Source organism: Cellulomonas sp. SLBN-39 (genome assembly GCF_006715865.1).
Classification (GTDB): Bacteria; Actinomycetota; Actinomycetes; order Actinomycetales; family Cellulomonadaceae; genus Cellulomonas.
Map to the genome: position 1 here is coordinate 785,203 of NZ_VFOA01000001.1, position 18,701 is coordinate 803,903.

Annotated in this window: 19 protein-coding genes; 8 read left to right on the forward strand and 11 right to left on the reverse strand. The window is 74.9% G+C overall.

Features of this window, described 5'->3' with window-relative positions; genetic code table 11:
- Positions 1 to 53: 53 nt before the first annotated feature.
- The 3 genes from fliD to FBY24_RS03480 all read right to left on the reverse strand — a co-directional run bounded on the left by fliD (position 54) and on the right by FBY24_RS03480 (position 3,919).
- Positions 54 to 1,454: a flagellar filament capping protein FliD gene (gene fliD / locus FBY24_RS03470; RefSeq protein ID WP_142158098.1), complete on the reverse strand. Its 1,401-nt coding sequence runs from the start codon at positions 1,452 to 1,454 to the stop codon at positions 54 to 56.
- A gap of 230 nt (positions 1,455 to 1,684) precedes the next feature.
- Entirely contained in the window at positions 1,685 to 2,881 is a 1,197-nt protein-coding gene (locus tag FBY24_RS03475) for a flagellin (RefSeq protein WP_142158100.1), read from the reverse strand.
- A 138-nt stretch (positions 2,882 to 3,019) separates the two neighbouring features.
- Positions 3,020 to 3,919, reverse strand: coding sequence for a sigma-70 family RNA polymerase sigma factor (locus FBY24_RS03480; RefSeq protein ID WP_142158102.1), 900 nt, complete (start codon positions 3,917 to 3,919; stop codon positions 3,020 to 3,022).
- 382 nt (positions 3,920 to 4,301) lie between these two features.
- Here FBY24_RS03480 and flgN point away from each other — a divergent pair, with 382 nt between their 5' ends.
- The 5 genes from flgN to FBY24_RS03505 all read left to right on the forward strand — a co-directional run bounded on the left by flgN (position 4,302) and on the right by FBY24_RS03505 (position 8,938).
- Positions 4,302 to 4,793: a flagellar export chaperone FlgN gene (gene flgN, locus FBY24_RS03485; protein WP_140460697.1), complete on the forward strand. Its 492-nt coding sequence runs from the start codon at positions 4,302 to 4,304 to the stop codon at positions 4,791 to 4,793.
- Positions 4,794 to 4,804: 11 nt separating this feature from the next.
- On the forward strand, positions 4,805 to 6,235 hold the full coding sequence (flgK, locus tag FBY24_RS03490) for a flagellar hook-associated protein FlgK (RefSeq protein ID WP_142158104.1): 1,431 nt from the start codon (positions 4,805 to 4,807) through the stop codon (positions 6,233 to 6,235).
- Positions 6,235 to 7,131, forward strand: coding sequence for a flagellar hook-associated protein FlgL (flgL, locus tag FBY24_RS03495; RefSeq protein ID WP_255432199.1), 897 nt, complete (start codon positions 6,235 to 6,237; stop codon positions 7,129 to 7,131). Before flgK ends, flgL begins: the two co-directional genes overlap by 1 nt.
- The gene (locus tag FBY24_RS03500; RefSeq protein ID WP_142158107.1) at positions 7,128 to 7,586 is read left to right on the forward strand and encodes a flagellar assembly protein FliW; all 459 of its coding nucleotides are present in this window, start codon (positions 7,128 to 7,130) and stop codon (positions 7,584 to 7,586) included. Before flgL ends, FBY24_RS03500 begins: the two co-directional genes overlap by 4 nt.
- A gap of 131 nt (positions 7,587 to 7,717) precedes the next feature.
- Positions 7,718 to 8,938 (forward strand): EAL and HDOD domain-containing protein, encoded by a 1,221-nt coding sequence (locus tag FBY24_RS03505; protein WP_142158110.1) that lies wholly within the window; start codon positions 7,718 to 7,720, stop codon positions 8,936 to 8,938.
- Positions 8,939 to 9,095: 157 nt separating this feature from the next.
- Here FBY24_RS03505 and groL read toward each other — a convergent pair whose 3' ends face one another.
- A complete protein-coding gene (gene groL, locus FBY24_RS03510; RefSeq protein WP_140460702.1) occupies positions 9,096 to 10,721 on the reverse strand; it encodes a chaperonin GroEL in 1,626 nt (541 codons plus the stop codon).
- A 267-nt stretch (positions 10,722 to 10,988) separates the two neighbouring features.
- Here groL and FBY24_RS03515 point away from each other — a divergent pair, with 267 nt between their 5' ends.
- On the forward strand, positions 10,989 to 12,485 hold the full coding sequence (locus FBY24_RS03515; protein ID WP_142158112.1) for a glycoside hydrolase family 15: 1,497 nt from the start codon (positions 10,989 to 10,991) through the stop codon (positions 12,483 to 12,485).
- Between the two features lie 74 nt (positions 12,486 to 12,559).
- Here the strand turns inward: FBY24_RS03515 and FBY24_RS03520 are convergent, their stop codons facing one another.
- The 3 genes from FBY24_RS03520 to FBY24_RS03530 all read right to left on the reverse strand — a co-directional run bounded on the left by FBY24_RS03520 (position 12,560) and on the right by FBY24_RS03530 (position 13,886).
- Positions 12,560 to 12,763, reverse strand: a complete 204-nt coding sequence (locus FBY24_RS03520) for a cold-shock protein (protein ID WP_142158114.1) — start codon at positions 12,761 to 12,763, stop codon at positions 12,560 to 12,562.
- Positions 12,764 to 12,890: 127 nt separating this feature from the next.
- Positions 12,891 to 13,466, reverse strand: coding sequence for a LytR C-terminal domain-containing protein (locus FBY24_RS03525; protein WP_142158116.1), 576 nt, complete (start codon positions 13,464 to 13,466; stop codon positions 12,891 to 12,893).
- A 117-nt stretch (positions 13,467 to 13,583) separates the two neighbouring features.
- On the reverse strand, positions 13,584 to 13,886 hold the full coding sequence (locus tag FBY24_RS03530; protein WP_142158118.1) for a DUF3263 domain-containing protein: 303 nt from the start codon (positions 13,884 to 13,886) through the stop codon (positions 13,584 to 13,586).
- 148 nt (positions 13,887 to 14,034) lie between these two features.
- On the opposite strand from FBY24_RS03530, the gene FBY24_RS03535 reads away from it, so the two are divergent.
- Both FBY24_RS03535 and FBY24_RS03540 read left to right on the forward strand, forming a co-directional pair.
- Positions 14,035 to 14,712 carry a uracil-DNA glycosylase gene (locus FBY24_RS03535; protein ID WP_142158120.1) on the forward strand — a complete coding sequence of 226 codons (678 nt, stop codon included), beginning with the start codon at positions 14,035 to 14,037 and terminating at the stop codon, positions 14,710 to 14,712.
- A 46-nt stretch (positions 14,713 to 14,758) separates the two neighbouring features.
- Positions 14,759 to 15,559 (forward strand): SGNH/GDSL hydrolase family protein, encoded by an 801-nt coding sequence (locus tag FBY24_RS03540; protein WP_370510968.1) that lies wholly within the window; start codon positions 14,759 to 14,761, stop codon positions 15,557 to 15,559.
- Positions 15,560 to 15,596: 37 nt separating this feature from the next.
- Here FBY24_RS03540 and FBY24_RS03545 read toward each other — a convergent pair whose 3' ends face one another.
- The 4 genes from FBY24_RS03545 to FBY24_RS03560 form a co-directional block, all read right to left on the reverse strand.
- A complete protein-coding gene (locus FBY24_RS03545) occupies positions 15,597 to 16,040 on the reverse strand; it encodes a hypothetical protein (protein ID WP_142158124.1) in 444 nt (147 codons plus the stop codon).
- A 233-nt stretch (positions 16,041 to 16,273) separates the two neighbouring features.
- Positions 16,274 to 16,783, reverse strand: coding sequence for a signal peptidase I (locus tag FBY24_RS03550; protein WP_142158126.1), 510 nt, complete (start codon positions 16,781 to 16,783; stop codon positions 16,274 to 16,276).
- Between the two features lie 68 nt (positions 16,784 to 16,851).
- Positions 16,852 to 17,241, reverse strand: coding sequence for a hypothetical protein (locus FBY24_RS03555; RefSeq protein WP_142158128.1), 390 nt, complete (start codon positions 17,239 to 17,241; stop codon positions 16,852 to 16,854).
- Positions 17,242 to 17,505: 264 nt separating this feature from the next.
- Positions 17,506 to 18,678: a sensor histidine kinase gene (locus FBY24_RS03560; RefSeq protein WP_160158416.1), complete on the reverse strand. Its 1,173-nt coding sequence runs from the start codon at positions 18,676 to 18,678 to the stop codon at positions 17,506 to 17,508.
- Positions 18,679 to 18,701: the final 23 nt, after the last annotated feature.

The following is an 18,701-nucleotide window of genomic DNA, read 5'->3' on the forward strand; positions in this document are numbered from 1 at the left end:
GGCTCCTCCGGTGGTTCAGCGGGTCGCCCGGGGGCGGACCCCGGGCCGTGCCGTCAGGACGACGACGACGACCCGGTCAGTGCGGCCAGCTGGCTCGCGAGGTACGAGGACTGCGACTGCAGGTTCGACAGCGTGACCTCGAGGGCCGCGTACTGCCGCTCCAGGGACGTGCGACGCATGGCGAGGCGGTCGTCCCAGTCGTCGATGCGCGCGCCGAGGTCCTTGACGGTGTCCTGCTGGGACTTCACGGCCTGCGTGATCGTGCCGTTCTGCGCGTCCGAGGCGCTCTTCGCGGTCTGCGCGAGCCGGTCGGCGACGCCCTGGACGACCTTCTGGACCTTCTCCGGGTCGGCGGCCATCGCGGTGGTGAACTTCGCGTCGTCGAACGTGAAGGTGCCGTCGCGGCCGATGACGATGCCGACGTCCGCGGGCGAGACGCCGTCGACGGGCAGCGAGCCCTCCGAGAGCATCCGCTGCTGGAGCAGCCGGACCGTCGCGTCGCCCGACAGCGGTCCGCCGGAGACGACGGTGCGGCCGTCGGAGTCGGTCGTGGTCGTGCTGCGCGTGCGGGACGTGATCTCGGTCAGGACCGTGTTGAGGTTCGACACCAGCCCGGACGCGAGCGACTTCACCGCGGCCTGGTCGCGGGCGACCGTGACCGTCAGGGGCGCGGCGTCGACGGCGGTCGCCTCGGTGACCGTGAGGTCGACGCCCGTCATGACGCCCTCGAAGGTGTTCGACGACGACGTCAGCGTCTGCTGGGCGGCGGTGCCGGGGAACAGGACGAGGGAGGCGTCCGAGGCTGCGCGGACCTGGTCGAGCGTCAGCGCGGTCGTGCCCGAGGTGCCCTCGTAGCTGACGGTGAAGGCGTTGTCGGCCCCGGTCTCCCGGCCCGTCAGCTGCAGGCGGTACGTGGTGTCGCCGGTCGGATCGCCGTTGCCGTCGAGCACGTTGACCTTGACGGCCGTGGCCGTCACGCCGGTGCCGGAGGCGTTGAACGCGTCGACGACGTCGGCCACGGAGGTGCTGGCCGCGGTGACGGTGGTGGTCGCGCCGTCGCGGGTGATGGTGAACGTGGGGGTGCCCGACGCGTACGCGGCGTCGGCCGGCAGCGTGGTCAGGGAGGCCTGCGAGGCGGCCACCGCACCGACGCGGAACGACAGCGTCCCGGGGGTGGCGGTCGCCGAGGTGGAGACGGTCGCACCGGGCGCCGTGACGCCGGTCTGCGTGATCGTGCCCTTGACGGCCTGCCAGGACTCGTCCTTGGCGGCCTTGGTCGAGTGCTCCGCGAGCGACGAGACCTTCGTGTTGAGGGACTGCAGGATGGTCACGAGCGACGACGCCGTCGACTGCTTGGTCTTGAGCAGGGACTGGTTGCCCGACTCGAGGGTGAGCAGGCTGTCGATCAGCGCGGCCGTGTCCAGCCCGCTGACGATCCCGTCGATCGCTGCCATCCGTGCCTCTCCCTGGTCCGGCACCGGGCCGTGCCCGGTGCTGCGGGTCCTGCTGCCCTGCGGGTCCTGCTGCCTGCGTCGCGGCCGCGGGCCGGCCCCGTGGTGCGGGGCCGGCCGGCGACGCAGCAGCGGCGGTGGCCAGGACGGGTGCGTCCTGCCCACCGCCGCTGCGTCGTGCGGGTGCTGCTGGTCGTGCGGTCCTGCGTGCGGCGGTCACGGACCGCCCGTGCTCACTGGAGGAGCGAGAGCACCGACTGCGGCAGGTTCTTCGCCTGGGCGAGCATCGCGGTGCCGGCCTGGGAGAGGATCTGCGAGCGGGTGAACTGCACCATCTCCTGCGCCATGTCGGTGTCGCGGATGCGGCTCTCCGACGCGGACAGGTTCTCGACCGACACGTTGAGGTTGTTGATGGTGTGGTCGAACCGGTTCTGCACGGCACCGAGCTGCGAACGGACCGAGGAGACCTCGGTGATCGCGGCGTCGATCAGGTCGATCGCCTCGGTGGCACCGGACGCCTGGGCGAAGCTGGGCTCCGTCAGGGCGGCCTCGGCGGCCGACGCGGTCGCACCCGGGGTGGCGCCCGTGAAGGTCAGGCCCGTGGCGGTGTCCGCGACGGTCAGCGCACCGGCGCCGAAGACCTCGGTCGCCTTCGCCTGGATGGCGGCGACGGCCGTGGCCGAGTCGGTGGCGGCCGAGAAGTCGACCGACGCCAGGTCGAGGGACTTCGAGCCGATGGAGATCGTGCCGTTGAGCGCCGCGAACTTGGTCACGTCGTCGTCGGTGTAGTCCGTCGCGGCGTCGACCGTGAGCTCGGCGGCCGTGCTGGCGGCGGCGGCCGTCGTGAGCGTGGCGGTCTTGGCGTTGGACGCCGCGGCCGTCACGTCGACACCGTCGACGCCCAGGCCGACGGCCGACAGGCCCTGGTCGCTCGCGGTCGTGATGTTGACCGTGATCTTGTCCTGCGCGTCGGTGTTCGCGCCGACCTGGAAGACACCGGAGTAGTTGCCGTCGAGCAGCTTGGTGCCGTTGAACTGCGTGGTGTCGGAGATGCGGGTCAGCTCGGTCTTGAGCTGGTCCATCTCGTCCTGGATGTTCGACTTCGCGGAGGTCGACAGACCGCCGTCGTTCGCGGCCTGCACCGACAGCGTGCGCATGCGCTGCAGGATCGAGTGCGTCTCGGTGAGCGCGCCCTCAGCGGTCTGGACGACGGAGATGCCGTCCTGGGCGTTGCGGACGGCCTGCTTGGTGCCGCCGATCTGCGAACGCAGACCCTCGGAGATCGCGAGGCCCGCGGCGTCGTCGGCCGCGCGGTTGATGCGGAGGCCGCTGGAGAGCTTCTCGAGCGACTTCGACAGGTCGTTCTGGGTCGTGCCCAGGTTGCGGTACGCGTTGAGAGCGGCGACGTTGGTGTTGATCGAGAGAGCCATCGTTCTTCTCCTCCTTGAGGGGGTTCAGGGCCGGCCCGTCCATGGGCACACCCCGCCTATCGGGACCCCGCCACCGGTTGTGAGGAGTCGGGGCACGAAGTTTTTCCGCACCTCGTCCGCACCGTCGGCGGGGGTGGTTCAGGCGACGCCGCGCACCACGGGGGCGGCTGCCGTCGCCGGGCGCTGGGTGGGCACGGTGCCCTCGGGGGCGGCCGGCGCGAGGGCGGCGCGGGCGGCGATCGCGGCGAAGTAGCCCTGGCGGCGGCGCTCGGCCACACCGTCGGGCCGCTCGGGCGCCGGCACGAGGTCCGGGTCGAACGCGGTATTGAGGCCGTCGCGCAGGAGCGTGAGCGCCTCGGTGCGCAGCTGGCTGATCCGGGACTGCGTGACGCCGAGCTCGGCGGCGACGTCGGCGACGGTGCGGTCCTCGAGGTAGAGGCCGGCGACCACGACGCGCAGGCGCTCGGGCAGGACCTCGACGGCGGTGCGCAGCCAGTGCACGCGCTCGGACGCGATCAGCGACTCCTCGGGGGTCTGCTGGTCGTCGCGGACGGTCTCGGCCACGCCGCTGTCGGGCAGGTCGAGGGACAGGACGCGGCGCTCGGCGGCGGCGCGCGTGGCGTCGACGGTCGAGACGTCGGTGCCGAGTGCGGCGGCGAGCTCGTCGCGGGTGGGCGTGCGGCCGAGGGTCGCGTGCAGGCGCTCGGCGGCCTGGTCGAGCTCGCGCCCGCGGCGGCGGGTGCCGCGGCTGGCCCAGTCCATGGAGCGCAGCTCGTCGAGCAGCGCGCCCTTGATCCGCAGCGACGCGTACCGCGCGAACGGCACGTTGGTCGACGGGTCGTAGGCACGCGCGGCCTGCACCAGCGCGAGGTAGCCGGCGGACGCCAGCTCGTCCCTCGACACGCTGGGCGGGACGCGGTGCAGCATCTCGGTGACGTTGTAGCCGACGAGCGCCATGTGTGCGAGGGCGAGGTCGTCGGCGGAGGTGTGCGTGCTCACGGTGGTCCGGTCGGTGGACGCGTTGCTCCGCTTGAGCATGGACGTCCGTCCAGTTCGGGAGCGGGCACGGTGGTCCATTTCGGTCGAGCCCCGACGTGTCCGGACGATCCGCGACGGGCGCACCGGGACGATGCGGACGAGTCCCTTCACCCACCGCCACCCGGGTGTGATGCACCTCACACCATTGCCCCGGGCGATCTCCTCATCGGCGGGGACCGGGGGCCGACACCGCTGGTCACGGCGCCGCCGCAGGCCAGGGCCCCGCCCGCCCCGGCCGCACCCCGTGGGAGCGCGTCCGCGCGCACCGCGCCCTCTCACCCGAAAGGGCGCCCGAAACCGTCACACCCCACGCCCCGACGCCGATAAGCAGGAGACGCCGCACCCCGCGGCACCGCCCGAGACGACCGGAGGTACCCCCGCGATGGCGACCGTCGCCCTCGAACGGCTGTCCGAGGTGCTCTGGCGAGAGCGGCACCTGCTCGAGCTCCTCCTGTTCAAGCTCGAGGAGGAGCAGCTGGTGCTCACCGCCGGGCGCACCCGGTGGCTCGGCTACGCCACGCGCGAGGTCGAGACCGTCCTCGACGAGATCCGCACCGCCGAGCTCGGCCGCGCCGTCGAGGTGGACGAGGTCGCCCGCACGCTCGGGCTCGACCCCGGAGCCAGCCTCGCCGAGCTCGCCGAGCACGCCCCCGCCCCGTGGGACGACATCCTGCGCTCGCACCGCGACGCGTTCGCCTCGCTCACGTCGGAGATCTCCACCCTCGCCGACGGCAACCGCGAGCTCCTCGCGGTCTCCCACCGCGCCGCGCAGGAGACCCTCGCGTCCCTGCAGGACACCGTGCAGACGTACGACGGCCACGGCCACCGCACGTCGGACACCCACACCGCCCACCTGCTCGACCAGTCGATCTAGGGACACCGCGCGTGAGCACCTTCTCCGGACTCGGGACCGCCCTCAGCTCCCTCATCGCCCAGCGCACCGCGCTGGACGTCTCGGCCAACAACGTCGCCAACGCCAACACCGTCGGGTACACGCGCCAGCGCGCGCTGCTGGGCGCCCTGCCGTCGGCCACCGTGCCGTCGATGTTCGCGACCTCGGACGGCGTCGGCCTCGGCACCCAGGTGTCGAACATCCAGCGCCTCGGCGACGTGTTCGTCGACAACCGGCTGCGCGCCGCGAGCGGCACGTCGGGCTACCTCACCGCCCAGGCCGAGGCCTACACCGCCCTGGAGAAGGGCATCGGCGAGCCCGCGAAGACGGCCATGGCGAACCAGCTCTCGGACTTCTGGGCCGGCTGGGCCGACGTGTCCAACGGCAGCGACCAGGACGCCGCCCGCGCGGTGCTGCTCGAGCGCGGCGTCGCCGTCGCCGACAGCCTGCACACCCTCTACTCGACCGCCCGGACCCAGTGGGACCAGACCCGGTTCGAGACCGGCGCGCTCGTCGAGCGCGCCAACGTCGCGGCCGCGTCGGTCGCCGACCTCAACGAGCGGATCCTGGCGATCACCAACTCCGGCGCCACCGCGCACGAGCTGTCCGACCAGCGCGACCAGCTCGTCACCGAGCTCGCGGGCCTCGTCGGCACCACCGCCCAGGTCCGCCAGGACGGGCAGGTCGACCTGTTCGTCGGCGGCAACGCCATGGTCCGCGGCGACAAGGTCTCCGCGCTCGCCGTCTCGGGCGCCACCGCCTTCAGCCAGGCGACGACCGGCACGCCCGTGCAGGTCGTCTGGGCCGACAAGCCCACGCAGGTCGTCGGCATCGAGAGCGGGCGCGTCGGCGGGCTGCTGTCCGTGCTCGCCCCGCCCGACGGGTCCGGCACCGGGGGGCTGCTGACCGAGGCCGCGGCGCGCTACGACGCGCTCGCCACCAGCATCGCCGGCCAGCTCAACGCGATCCACCAGACCGGCTACGCCCGCGACGAGACCACCACCGGCGTCGACTTCTTCAGCTTCGACGCCGGCCAGCCCGCCGCCCTCGGCATCCGGGTCGCGCTGACGTCGGCCGACCAGGTCGCCGCCGGCGCCGCCGGGCAGGGCGCGTTCGACGGCACGGTCGCCCTCGCGATCAGCCGCCTCGGCTCGTCGTCCACGGGACCCGACGCCCAGTGGCGCTCGGTCGTCACCGACGTCGGCGTCAAGACCGCCAGCGCCACGTCCCGCTCGTCGGTCGCGCAGACCGCGCTGGCCACGGCGCAGTCCCAGCAGCTCGCCCAGACCTCGGTCGACGTCGACGAGGAGACCGTCAACATGCTCGCGTACCAGCGCGCGTACGAAGGTGCCGCTCGCGTCCTGACCGCGATCGACGAGATGCTGGACACCCTGATCAACCGCACCGGCGTCGTCGGAAGGTGATGGCAGTGATCACACGAGTCACCCAGGCCACGGTCCAGCGCTCCACGCTGGCCAACCTGCAGATGAACCTCGCGACGGCCTCGAAGCTGCAGGCCCAGATGTCGTCGGGCAAGAAGATCCAGGTGCCGTCGGACGACCCGTCCGGCGCGCAGGACATGCTCCGGCTGCGGGCCGACCAGCGGCAGAACGCCCAGCTCCAGCGGAACACCGCCGACGGCGACGCCTGGCTCAGCACGGTCGACACGGCGCTGACGTCCTCGCTGTCGATCGTCCGCGCCACCCGCGACCTGGTGGTGCGCGCCGGCTCGGGCGCCCTGAACGCCGAGTCCCGCGAGGCCCTCGCGGCCGAGGTCGAGGCGCTGCGCGACGAGCTGCTCGCGCAGGCCAACACCACCTACGGCGGCCGGTCGGTGTTCGCCGGCACCTCGTCGGCGCCCCAGGCGTTCGGTGCGACCACGCCCTACGCCTACCAGGGCGTCGCGGGGGCGAGCGTCACGCGGCAGGTCGGGCCCGAGACGACCGTGCGGGTCGACGGCGACGGGCAGTCCGTCTTCGGCGACACCGGCACCGGCACCGTCTTCGAGCTGTTCGACACGATCGCCGCGTCGATGCGTGCCGGCACCGACCTGACGGCCGAGCAGGACGCCCTCGACGTGCGCATGCAGGGCATGCTGCGCGAGGTCGCGTCGGTCGGCGCCCGGCACAACCACGTGCTCAACGCCAAGAGCACGCTGCAGGACGGTGCGCTGACGCTCACCACGCAGCTCGGCGCGATCGAGGACGTCGACCTGGCCGAGATCATCCTGCAGGTGCAGCAGCAGGAGGTCGCCTACCAGGGAGCCCTGGCCGCGACCTCGAAGGTCCTGCAGCCCACGCTCCTGGACTTCCTGCGATGAGCGTCGGCGTGGGCACCACCGTGCGCGTCGCGACGCCGCAGGGCGACCGGGACGTCCCGTCCGTGCTGCACCTGGCGGCCGAGCTGCCGGGGCTGCCCGGGCGCACCGAGTACGCGCTGGAGCCGATCGAGGACTCCGGCACGCTGTTCTCGCTGCGCAGCGCGCCGGGCGGTGCGCACCCCGTGCGGCTGTTCGTCGCGGCGCCGCACGCGTTCTTCCCCGAGTACGCGCCGCGGATCGGGCAGGACCTGCTCGCCGACGCCATGCGGGCCGAGGACGCGGGCGGCACGGGCTCGGGCGCCACCCTGCTGCTGGTCGTCGTGCACCCCGCGGGCGACGACCGCGACCAGCACACCGCGAACCTGCTCGCACCGATCCTCGTCGACCCCGCGCGGGGCCTGGCCCAGCAGGTCGTGCTGGACGAGGACCTGCCCCTGCGTGCCCCGATCGGCTGAGCCGGACGGCGTTTACCACACGCCACGCCGCAGGTCAGCGGGATCACCCGGGTGGAACGGCCCCCCGAACCTCTCACACCGGGCACCCCGGTGCCGATGGACCGGGTGAGCACGACTACCTGGAGGCCACCGTGACCGCGCAGCCCATCGAGCGTCACCCCCGCGTACGCCCGAACCTGAGCATCCAGCGCCAGCCCGTGGTCCACCCGGACCGCAGCGTCTTCGCCTACGCGGTGCGCGCCCTGGCCCTGGGGCCCGACGGCGGGCCCGTCTCGGACGCGACCGTGGAGCACCTCGTCGACGCTGCGTACCGCATGCTCGACATCGCCGCCGTCGCCGGCGAGCGCCCGCTCCTGCTGCGCGCCACGAGCCGCCTGCTCAGCGGCGCCGAGCCGCTGCCCGAGTCGCCGCACGGCGTGGGCCTGGAGATCGGCCGCGGCCTGGCGGGCCGCGAGGACGTGCGGCACCTGCTCGACCGGCTGCACCAGGCCGACGTGCGGCTCGCGCTGGCGGACTACGTGGGCGAGCGCGTCCAGGACGTGCTGCTGCCGTACGTGCAGTTCGTCAAGGTCGACGCCGGGCTCCCGCAGGACGTGCTGACCCGGCTCGTGCAGCGCGCGTCCGACAGCGGCGCCGTGGTGATCGCCGAGCGCGCGACGACCCGCGAGCGTATCGGCTCGGCCCTGGAGTCCGGTGCCGAGCTGCTGCAGGGCCCGCTCGTGCTGCGCCGCCCCGAGATCGACCAGCACCGCGAGCTGGGCGTCGGCGAGATCCAGTGCCTGGAGCTGCTGCGGCTGCTCTCCCGCGAGAGCTTCGACCAGCCGGCGATCATCAAGCTCGTCGAGTCCGACCCCGCGCTGTCGATGCGCGTGCTGCACCTGGTGAACTCCTCGGCCTTCGGCGTGCGGCACAAGGTCGACTCGGTGCGGCAGGCCGTCATCATGGTCGGTCCGCGCCAGCTCGGCGCGCTGGCCACCGCCTCGCTCGTGGGTGCCCAGCCGGCGACCGTCGACAGCCTGTGGTTCCTGCTCACCCGCGCCCACGCGTGCGCGACGCTCGCGGGCGACGAGGTCGGCTACACGGTCGGGCTGCTCTCGGCCGTGGCGTCGTACCTGCGGGTGCCCGTCGAGGCGATGGTGGCCCGCACGGGGGTGTCCGCGGACCTCGCCGAGGCCCTGGTGCACCAGCGCGGCCGCCTCGGCACGGTGCTGGCCGCGGTCCTGGCGCACGAGGAGAACGACCCGGCGGCCCTGGCCGGCACCGGCCTGGACGACTACGAGGTCGCGCACGCGTACCTCGACGCGGTCCCCCTGGCCCTCGGCCTGGCGATGCAGATGGCCTCCGCCGCCTGACACCCGCTCCCCCGGCGCCGCCGGGCGTGGCACCCGCCGGGGACGCCCGCACCAGGAGGTCCGCCCGCACGCAGCAGGGCCGGTCACCCCGCGAGGGGTGACCGGCCCTGTCGTCTACGGCGTGGTCGTCGTGCGACGACCAGGACGCGTCAGCGGATCAGAAGCCGCCGCCGAAGTCGTCGCCGCCACCGGCCGGGGCGGCGGGTGCCTTCTCCGGCTTGTCGGCCACGACGGCCTCGGTGGTGAGGAACAGCGCGGCGATCGACGCGGCGTTCTGCAGCGCCGAGCGCGTGACCTTGACCGGGTCGTTGACGCCCGCGGCGAGCAGGTCCTCGTACACGCCGGTCGCGGCGTTGAGGCCCTGGCCGGCCGGGAGGTTGCGGACCTTCTCCGCCACGACGCCGCCCTCGAGGCCGGCGTTGATCGCGATCTGCTTGAGCGGGGCCTCGATCGCGTACTTCACGATGTTGGCACCGGTCGCCTCGTCGCCCTCGAGCTTGAGGGTCGCGAAGGCCTGCGCACCGGCCTGGATGAGCGCGACGCCACCACCGGCGACGATGCCCTCCTCGACGGCCGCCTTGGCGTTGCGCACGGCGTCCTCGATGCGGTGCTTGCGCTCCTTGAGCTCGACCTCGGTGGCCGCGCCCGCCTTGATGACGGCGACGCCGCCGGCGAGCTTGGCGAGGCGCTCCTGGAGCTTCTCGCGGTCGTAGTCCGAGTCCGAGTTGTCGATCTCGGCGCGGATCTGCGCGACGCGACCGGCGATCTGGGCCGCGTCGCCGCCGCCCTCGACGATCGTGGTCTCGTCCTTGGTGACGACGACCTTGCGGGCCGTGCCGAGGACCTCGAGGCCGACGTTCTCGAGCTTGAGGCCGACGGTCTCGGAGACGACCTGGCCACCGGTGAGGACGGCCATGTCCTGCAGCATCGCCTTGCGGCGGTCGCCGAAGCCGGGCGCCTTGACGGCGATCGACTTGAAGATGCCACGGATCTTGTTCACGACGAGCGTCGCGAGCGCCTCGGACTCGACGTCCTCGGCCACGATGAACAGCGGCTTGCCGGCCTGGATGACCTTCTCCAGCAGCGGCAGCAGGTCCTTGACGTTCGAGATCTTCGACTCGACGAGCAGGACGTACGCGTCCTCCAGGACGGCCTCCTGACGCTCGGGGTCGGAGACGAAGTACGCCGACAGGAAGCCCTTGTCGAACCGCATGCCCTCGGTGAGCTCGAGCTCCAGGCCCAGCGCCGAGGACTCCTCGACGGTGATGACGCCTTCCTTGCCGACCTTGTCCAGGGCCTCGGCGATGAGCTCGCCGATCGCGGGGTCGCCGGCCGAGATCGCGGCCGTGGCGGCGATCTCCTCCTTGGTCTCGACCTCCTTGGCCTGGACCAGGAGCTGCTCGGTGACGGCCTCGACGGCCTTCTCGATGCCCTTCTTCAGCGCGATGGGGTTCGCGCCGGCGGCCACGTTGCGCAGACCCTCGCGCACGAGGGCCTGGGCCAGGACGGTCGCGGTCGTCGTGCCGTCACCGGCGACGTCGTCCGTCTTCTTGGCGACCTCCTTGACGAGCTCGGCGCCGATGCGCTCGAAGGGCTCCTCGAGCTCGATGTCCTTGGCGATGGAGACGCCGTCGTTGGTGATCGTCGGCGCGCCCCACTTCTTGTCGAGCACGACGTTGCGACCCTTGGGGCCCAGGGTGACCTTGACGGTGTCGGCGAGCGTGTTGAGCCCGCGCTCCATGCTCCGCCGGGCCTCCTCGTTGAAGGCGATGATCTTGGCCATGGGGCTGTGATCCTTCTTCCGGTTCGTGGGGTGGCCGGTCGGTGCCCGCGACGGACGGGTCCTGCGCGCGGTCACGTCCCGCGCGCGGGCACCCTCACCTGACGGCCGGGATGCTGCTGTCACTCTCCACCGGAGAGTGCTAAGTCCAATGGTTAGCACTCGACCCCGGAGAGTGCAAGCAGCGCCCCGCCCGCGCGGGGCCCGTCAGGCTCCACCACGGGCCGACGTCCCTCCCGCCGGGCGACCGGCACGCACTAGGGTGCGCGTGTGCCACGTCACACCGCCGAGCGGTCGGCGCCCGCGGTGCGGCGGGCGCGCGCCGCCGTCGGCCTGCTCGTCGCCGGCTGCCTCGCCGTGACGGGTGCAGCCGGCGGACCGCCGCCGGACCGCACCGCCACCACGACGGCGGTCTCGCCGGAGACCGGGGCCGCCGCCGGTGGCGGTGCCGTCGCCGCAGCGGTCCCCGCCCCGGCCGTCGCGGGGGGCGCACCGGCCGCCCCCGGCGGGTACGCCGTGGTCGCGCTCGACCAGCAGGCGGTGGCCGTGCTCGCCGACGGCACGCGGGCGGGCGTCCCGGCCGACGCGCTGGCCGTCTACCTGCCCGGCACGCGCGTGCCCGACCCGGTGGCCGCCCGCCTCGCCACGACGCTCGGCTCGACGCCTGCCACCGACCGCGCGGCGACCCCCGGCGCCGCGCGCAGGGCCGGGGCCGCCCAGGAGGCCTGGCTCGCCGCCGGCACCGTGCCCGGCACGGGCGGGCCCTACGAGGACATGGCCCGCGCCGCGCTCCTCGACCTGCACGCCCTCGACCTCGGCGACGGTGCGGTCGTCGCCGGCTGGTCGGCGATGTGGCGCTACGTGTGGCCGCGCGACGCGGCGTTCGTCGCGGTGGCGCTGGCCCGCACCGGGCACGTCGAGGACGCCCTCGAGGTGCTCGGCTTCCTCGCCCGCGTCCAGGAGGACGACGGGTCGTTCCAGGCCCGGTACCTGCCCGACGCGTCGGGCCCGCCGGACGACCGCGGCACCCAGACCGACGGCACGGGCTGGTCGATGTGGGCGGCCGGCCTCGTGCTGGAGCAGGTGCCCGCCGCGGAGCGCGCCCCGGTGGCCGCCGCCCTCGCGCCCCAGGTCCGCGCGTCGCTCGCGCACGCGACGGCCCTGCTCGGGGCGGACGGGCTGCCGCCGGCGTCGCCCGACTACTGGGAGGTCCCCGAGGACGAGCTGACCCTCGGCACCGCGGCACCGCTGGTCGCGGGGCTCGAGCAGGCCGCCACGGTGCTCGCCGCCGCCGGGGACGCTGACGGCGCCGACGCGGCGACGACGCTCGCCGCGACCAGCCGCAGCGCGGTCGAGGCGACCTTCGCCCCCGTGGGCTGGACCCGGCACGCCGACGGCGCGGCCCTCGACGCCGCGTCGACGTTCGCGCTCCCGCCGTTCTGGTCGGCGCCCGGGGACGGCGCCGCGGCGGCGTGGCAGGCGTCCGTGCCCGCCATGCTGCGCCCCACGGGCGGGCTCGCGCCCGGTGCGGGCTGGCGTCAGGACGGCGTCACGTGGACCCCGCAGACGGCCCTGTACGCGTGGGTCGCGGCCGAGCAGGGCGACGCGGCGCAGGCCCGCCGCTGGCTCGACGTGCTCGACGCGCACCGCACGCCGAGCGGCTCGATCCCCGAGAAGATCCTCGCCGACGGCTCACCCGCCGCCGTGGCACCGCTGGGGTGGAGCGCCGCCTGCGCCCTCCTGGCGCTCGACGCCCTCGAGCCCTGACGCGCGCACGCCGGCGCCCGGACGCGCGACGGCGGCCCGTCCGCGACACGCGCGTCGGGCCGCCGGTCCTGCGGTCAGAGGGGACGGACCTGCTCGGCCTGGGGGCCCTTCGAGCCCTGGCCGACCTCGAAGTCCACGGCCTGCCCCTCCTCGAGACTGCGGTAGCCGTCGGCCTGGATCGCGCTGTAGTGCACGAACAGGTCCTGACCTCCGCCGTCCGGGGTGATGAAGCCGTACCCCTTCTCCGCGTTGAACCACTTCACGGTGCCCTGGGCCATGCCTTGCTCCTCGACGTCCGGTGCCCCGGGAAGATCCGCCGTCCCCCGGTGCGTGGAGCCTAGTGGGGCGGATCCTTCACCCACCAGGGTCCGGACGGGTGCCGTGATGACGTCGTGACCTGCGGGGTCAGCCGGCGGCGGGGTCCGTCACGAGCACGAGGACGATGCCGGCGGGCGCGGCACCGATGTTCACCTCGACCGTGGGGACGCCCAGCGTCGTCGCCACGAGGTCGGCCGTGACCCGCAGGTCCTCGGAGCCGATGTAGATCGTGGAGGCCGCCGGCAGCGGGGCCGACGCGTTCCCGGCCGTGACGGAGGTGAAGCCGACCCCGTTGAGCTGACCGGTGACGCGGGTGGCGAGGCCCTCGATGCCGGCGCCGTTCAGCACCTGCACGGGCGTGTCGAGCGCCGGGGCCGCGGGCACCTCCTCGGCGGGCGGCTCCGTCTGCGCGGCCGTCTCGGTCGGCGCGGGGGTCTGCGACGCGCCACCGCCTGCGCCGTCGGTGCCGCCGATCGGCGAGTCGCCGCCCGCGGTCAGGTAGCTGACGGCGGCGAAGGCGAGGGCGGGGACCACGACGAGGACCGCCAGGAACGGCCACCACCTGCTCCACGCCGAGCGCGGCGCGCGGTGCACGCCACGGGGCGAGTCCGGCGACGAGACGTCGAACTCGTCCTCCGGGTACGGGTAGTCGGCCTTGCTCACGGCGGCAAGGCTAACGGGTCGGGGTGTGCGAACCGTGCAGGTCGCGCACCCGGGTGCGGCGCGGGCCCCGCCCGCCTGTCCGGTCCACCCCGGTCCGCCGCATCCGCCCGCCGCCCCTCAGGCCTCGGAGCCGAGGCGGCGGGCGGTGCGCGCGCGCTGGCGGGAGGACCGCATCCGGCGCAGGCGCTTGACGAGCATCGGGTCGTACGCGAGGGCCGCGGGCTCGTCGATCAGGGCGTTGAGGACCTGGTAGTACCGGGTCGCGGACATGTCGAACAGCTCGCGGACCGCCTGCTCCTTGGCCCCGGCGAACTTCCACCACTGGCGCTCGAACTCCAGGACCTTCCGGTCCCGCTCGGACAGGCCGTCGGCGGCGTCGTCGACGTCGTCCACCGGGGTGAGCGCCACCGTGGTGTCCATCGCGTCGTCTCCTCCTCCTCGACCGTCCCGCCGGGCGAAGCCCCGACCTGGGCGTGCGACCCGATGCTACGGCGGGAATCACAGGGGTGTCATTCGACCGGCCGCGAACCCGCCCGCGCCGCCCGTCCGGGCGGTAGCGTGCGGCGCCGTGACCGCCGCCCCGCTCGACCAGCTCGTCGCGCCCGACTGGGCCGCCGCCCTCGCCCCCGTAGAGCCCGCGCTGCGCGCCGCCGGGGCGTTCCTGCGCGAGGAGGTCGCGGCCGGCCGGCCGTACCTGCCCGCCGGCGACGCCGTCCTGCACGCCTTCCGCCGACCGCTCGCCGACGTGCGGGTGCTCGTGGTCGGCCAGGACCCGTACCCGACGCCGGGCCACCCCATGGGCCTGTCGTTCTCGGTGCAGCCCCAGGTGCGCCCGGTGCCCCGCTCGCTGGCGAACATCTTCCGCGAGCTCGTGGCCGACGTGGGCGTCCCTGTCCCGTCGTCCGGCGACCTCACCCCGTGGGCGGACCAGGGCGTGATGCTGCTCAACCGCGTGCTCACCGTGCGCCCCGGCGCACCGGCCTCGCACCGCGGCAAGGGCTGGGAGCAGGTGACCGACCGGGCCATCGCGGCGCTCGTCGAGCGCGGCGGCCCGCTCGTCGCGGTGCTGTGGGGGCGCGACGCGCAGTCCCTGGCGCCCGCGCTGGGCGACGTGCCCGTCGTCGCGAGCCCGCACCCGTCACCGCTGTCCGCGAGCCGCGGGTTCTTCGGGTCGCGGCCGTTCTCGCGCGTGAACGCCCTCCTCGTCGAGCAGGGCGCCGAGCCCGTGGACTGGACGCTGCCGTGACCCCCGCACCTGGGCAGGCGGCGGGCCGGGGGTGATGATGGGGGCCATGCCTCCCGCACCCGCACCCCGCTGGTCCCGCTACGTCGCCGTCGGCGACTCCTTCACCGAGGGGCTGTGGGACGGCCCGGAGGACGGCTCGGCACCGCTGCGCGGGTGGGCCGACCAGCTCGCGTCGCACCTGTCGGCCCGGCGCACGGCCGCCGGCGAGCCCGCGCTGGAGTACGCGAACCTCGCGATCCGCGGGCGGCTCGTGCGGTCGATCCTCGACGAGCAGCTCCCCGCCGCGCTCGAGCTCGGGCCCGACCTGGTGAGCCTCGTCGGCGGCGGCAACGACATCCTGCGCCCGTCGGTGGACGTCGACACGGTCGCGGCCTCCCTCGACCACGCCGTCGCACGGCTGCGCGCCGCGGGGGTCGACGTGCTGATGTCCACCGGGTTCGACACCGGGCAGAGCCCGCTCGTGCGCGTCACCCGCAGCCGCGTCGGTGTCTTCAACGCGCACGTGTGGTCCATCGCGCGGCGCCGGGGCGCGTACGTGCTCGACGTGTGGGGCATGCGCAGCCTGCGCGACTGGCGCATGTGGGCCCCCGACCGGATCCACCTGACGCCGGACGGCCACTCCCGGGTCTCGCAGGCCGCGCTCGTCGGCCTCGGCCTGGAGCCCGACCAGCCCGACTGGGACGACCCGTTGGCCCCGCTGCCGCCGGCCCCGCCGCTGGACCAGGCGCGCGCGAACGCCCGCTGGGTGCGCGAGCACGCCTACCCCTGGATGACCCGGCGCCTGCGCCGCGTCTCCTCGGGCGACCTGCTGACCCCCAAGCGCCCGGTGCCCGCACCGCTGGAGTGAGCGCGGGCCTCCGCACGCCGAACCCGGGCCGGAGGCGTCAGCCGGGTACGACCACCCAGCGCGCGCCCACGGCCGCGGGCGCGCCCGGCGGGGCCTCGAGCACGTCCCGCACCCCCGTCCACAGCCGCACGGTGGTGCGTGCCACGGGGAGCCCGTCGGCGTCGACGTAGGTCACCTCGGCGAGGCGGCCCGTGCAGTCCGGCGGCACCTCGGCGAACGCGAGACCGACGACGGCCGGCCCGGCGGGCACCGGGCCGCGGGGCACGCCGGCGGGGGGCGCCGGTCCGTCGACGTCGTACGCCCACCGCACGTCGCGCACGGTGCACGGCACGGACGTCGCGGGCAGCCCGTCGCCCGCGGCGTGGGAGGAGGACCACAGGCCGGCCGCGCCGACCGCCGCGAGCGCCGCCGCCCAGCGTGCCCGGCGCGCGTCGGTGCCGCGCCGTCGCACGGGACGGCCCTGCGGGCGTGGGCGGTCCACGACCCCTCCCCTCCGTGGGTGGGTCCGACGACGCCGGCATCCTGCTCGGCGCCGTGCGCGACGCCGCCCGCCGCCGCCCGGGAGGGCGGGCGGCGGGCGGCACCACCGGGGCACTGTGAGCACGCCCCGCGCACGTCCCACCCATCGGCCCGCGCCCGCGCCGGTCGCAGGTCTGCGCGGGGTGTTCACCCGTGCGCCACGCGCGAGCCGTGGCGGTCCGCATCGCTCCGGCGTCAGACCCGGCGGGGGCCGGGCCAGGCGAGCAGCAGCACCGAGAGCAGCACGAGGGCCGACCACGGCCCGGGGTGGGTGAGGAACGCGGTCGCCGCGCCCAGGTGCGGCACCGTGAGGCGGGCGACGCCCACGACCTCCGCGTCGGCCGGCGTGAAGGGGTCGACGACGTCGTTGTTGTCGCCCTGCAGCACCCACCCGGACGGCCCGCCGCCGACGACCCGGTGGATGATCTGGGTGCCGTCGTACCCCGCGGGGGCGTAGACGACGACGTCGTCGACCTCGGGGCGGCCGCAGCGGGCCAGGACGACGTCGCCGTCGTGCAGCGTCGGCTCCATCGACTGCCCGCGCACCACCGTGAGCGTGGTGCAGCCGCCGAGGCTCGACGGCCACAGCAGCACCACGGCGACCGCGGCGAGCGCGTACACCAGGCCCGAGACGAGCGAGGACGCGACGGCACGACGCACCCGCGGCGCGCGCGGGCGCCCGGGGGGAGGCGGTCCGTCGGTCATGACGACCCCATCGGCCGGCCCGGCCCCGTCGGGCACGGTTCCGTGCCGCACGGGTCGTCGACGCACGGTCAGGAGAGGGTGACGACGATCCTCGCGACGTCGCCGGCACCGGCCGCGACGTCCACGACGACGTCCTCGACGGGCACGCCGGTCAGCGCGCCCTCGACGTCGGCGAGCGGCGCGCCGGTGCCGTCGAGGACCTGCACGCGGTAGGCCTGCCCGGCACACGCCTGCGCGAAGCCCGCGAGGGTGACGGCGGCGGCGTCGACTCCGGGCTCCTGCGCGAACGAGGCGCTCAGCGGCAGGTCCTGGCAGGCGCCCGTGGTCTGGACGGCGGCGGGCACGCCCGGGGCGGTCGCCATCGTCAGCTCCGCCGCGGACGCGACGGACAGACCGGCCACGCCGACCACCGCGACGGCGACGGCGACGGCCTTGCGGCGGTGCTGGGCGGCGGGCATGACGTGCTCCTCGGACAGGCGTTCAGGAAGGGGGCCGACCCACCCTGACGTGGCGCTCCGCCGGCCGTCTGGGTGCTGGCACCTGGGTGATCCGAGATGTCCGGCTCTTTCACCCGGGGCAGAACGGACGTTCGGCGCAGACCGTGTCGCCCGTCCGGCCGCACGGTGGCCGGACGGGGGTCGCCCGTCCGGCCGGGACCCGCGCGCACCGCCGGGAGCGGGCGCGGCCGACCTGGGACCGGTCCCGCGCCGCCGAGGCGCCGGTCAGGCGCGGCGCAGCGCCTCGACCGGGAGCCGTGCCTCCACCGTGGTCCCGTCCCCCGGTGCGGTGACGACCGCCAGGGTGCCCCCCACCAGATGGACGCGCTCGCGCAGCCGGGTGGTCCCCGACGGGGTGACGGCGGCGGGGTCGAAGCCGCCCCCGTCGTCGCGCACGCGCACCACGAGGTCGACGCCGTCGAGGTCGAGGTCGACCTCGAGCCGTGTCGGCGCCGCGTGCTTGAGCGCGTTCGTCAGGGCCTCCTCGACGACCCGCACGGCCAGCAGCCGCTCCGCCATCGTCAGGCGCGGGTCGGCGGGGTCGTCCGCGGCCCGCAGGGCCGGGGACGCCCCGACGCGGACGGCGATGATCGGCGGCAGGCGGCGCACGATCGCGCGGATCGCGGGCACGACACCGATCTCGAGCTGCTCGGGGAACAGCAGCCGGCTCATCTCGCGGACGTCCTGCGCGCGGACCGTCTCGACCTCGCCGCGCACCGCGCGCAGCTCGGGGACGTCCCCGGCGGCGACGGTGCCCGTGGCCTCCAGCCGGTCGGCGAGCCGGTCGATGCGGCCGGTGAGCAGCACGAGGCGCTGCTGCAGGCTGGCGTGCAGCCCTTCGGCGACGGCCCGCCGCAGGCGCACCTCCTCGTTCTCCAGGGCGCGCAGCGCGTCCTGGACGAGCCGGGTCTCCCGCTCCGCGGCGCGCGCCTGGGCGCGGAGCGTGCGCCGGGCGGCGGCGGCCCACACGCCCGCACCGGCCGAGACGCTCCCGATGACCAGACCGGCGGCGACCTCCGCGTCGACGGTCGACCGGTCCGGCTCGGTGTACACGCCGAGGGCGACCTGGCAGGCCAGGCGGACCGCCGACAGCACGACGGCCCCGGCGACGATCCCGCCCGTGATCGCCCACGGCCCGCGCCAGCGCTGCACCTGCAGCGCCCCGAGCGTCACGAGCAGCGCACCGATCGCCACGAAGTTGGCCAGCAGCCGCGAGACGACGGGCACGCCCTGCCATCCCGGGACGAGGTTGGCGTACACGTAGGCGGACTGCAGCACCGCGCCGATCGCGTAGACGCTGGCGAGCAGGGCGGCCGCGCCGAGCATGGCGCGGCGGTCCCCGGCGTCGTCCCGGGCGCGGCCGCGCGCCTCGACCGGGTCCTCGGCGTGCACGTCCACGGGCCCCGCACCGCCCTCCCGGG

What these genes read in the sequence shown, in the direction of transcription:
- fliD (WP_142158098.1), bottom strand. Translation starts at nt 1,454, where the DNA reads ATGGCAGCGATCGACGGGATCGTCAGCGGGCTGGACACGGCCGCGCTG.
- FBY24_RS03475 (WP_142158100.1), bottom strand. Translation starts at nt 2,881, where the DNA reads ATGGCTCTCTCGATCAACACCAACGTCGCCGCTCTCAACGCGTACCGC.
- FBY24_RS03480 (WP_142158102.1), bottom strand. Translation starts at nt 3,919, where the DNA reads ATGCTCAAGCGGAGCAACGCGTCCACCGACCGGACCACCGTGAGCACG.
- flgN (WP_140460697.1), top strand. Translation starts at nt 4,302, where the DNA reads ATGGCGACCGTCGCCCTCGAACGGCTGTCCGAGGTGCTCTGGCGAGAG.
- flgL (WP_255432199.1), top strand. Translation starts at nt 6,235, where the DNA reads ATGGCAGTGATCACACGAGTCACCCAGGCCACGGTCCAGCGCTCCACG.
- FBY24_RS03500 (WP_142158107.1), top strand. Translation starts at nt 7,128, where the DNA reads ATGAGCGTCGGCGTGGGCACCACCGTGCGCGTCGCGACGCCGCAGGGC.
- groL (WP_140460702.1), bottom strand. Translation starts at nt 10,721, where the DNA reads ATGGCCAAGATCATCGCCTTCAACGAGGAGGCCCGGCGGAGCATGGAG.
- FBY24_RS03520 (WP_142158114.1), bottom strand. Translation starts at nt 12,763, where the DNA reads ATGGCCCAGGGCACCGTGAAGTGGTTCAACGCGGAGAAGGGGTACGGC.
- FBY24_RS03530 (WP_142158118.1), bottom strand. Translation starts at nt 13,886, where the DNA reads ATGGACACCACGGTGGCGCTCACCCCGGTGGACGACGTCGACGACGCC.
- FBY24_RS03540 (WP_370510968.1), top strand. Translation starts at nt 14,759, where the DNA reads ATGCCTCCCGCACCCGCACCCCGCTGGTCCCGCTACGTCGCCGTCGGC.
- FBY24_RS03550 (WP_142158126.1), bottom strand. Translation starts at nt 16,783, where the DNA reads ATGACCGACGGACCGCCTCCCCCCGGGCGCCCGCGCGCGCCGCGGGTG.
- FBY24_RS03555 (WP_142158128.1), bottom strand. Translation starts at nt 17,241, where the DNA reads ATGCCCGCCGCCCAGCACCGCCGCAAGGCCGTCGCCGTCGCCGTCGCG.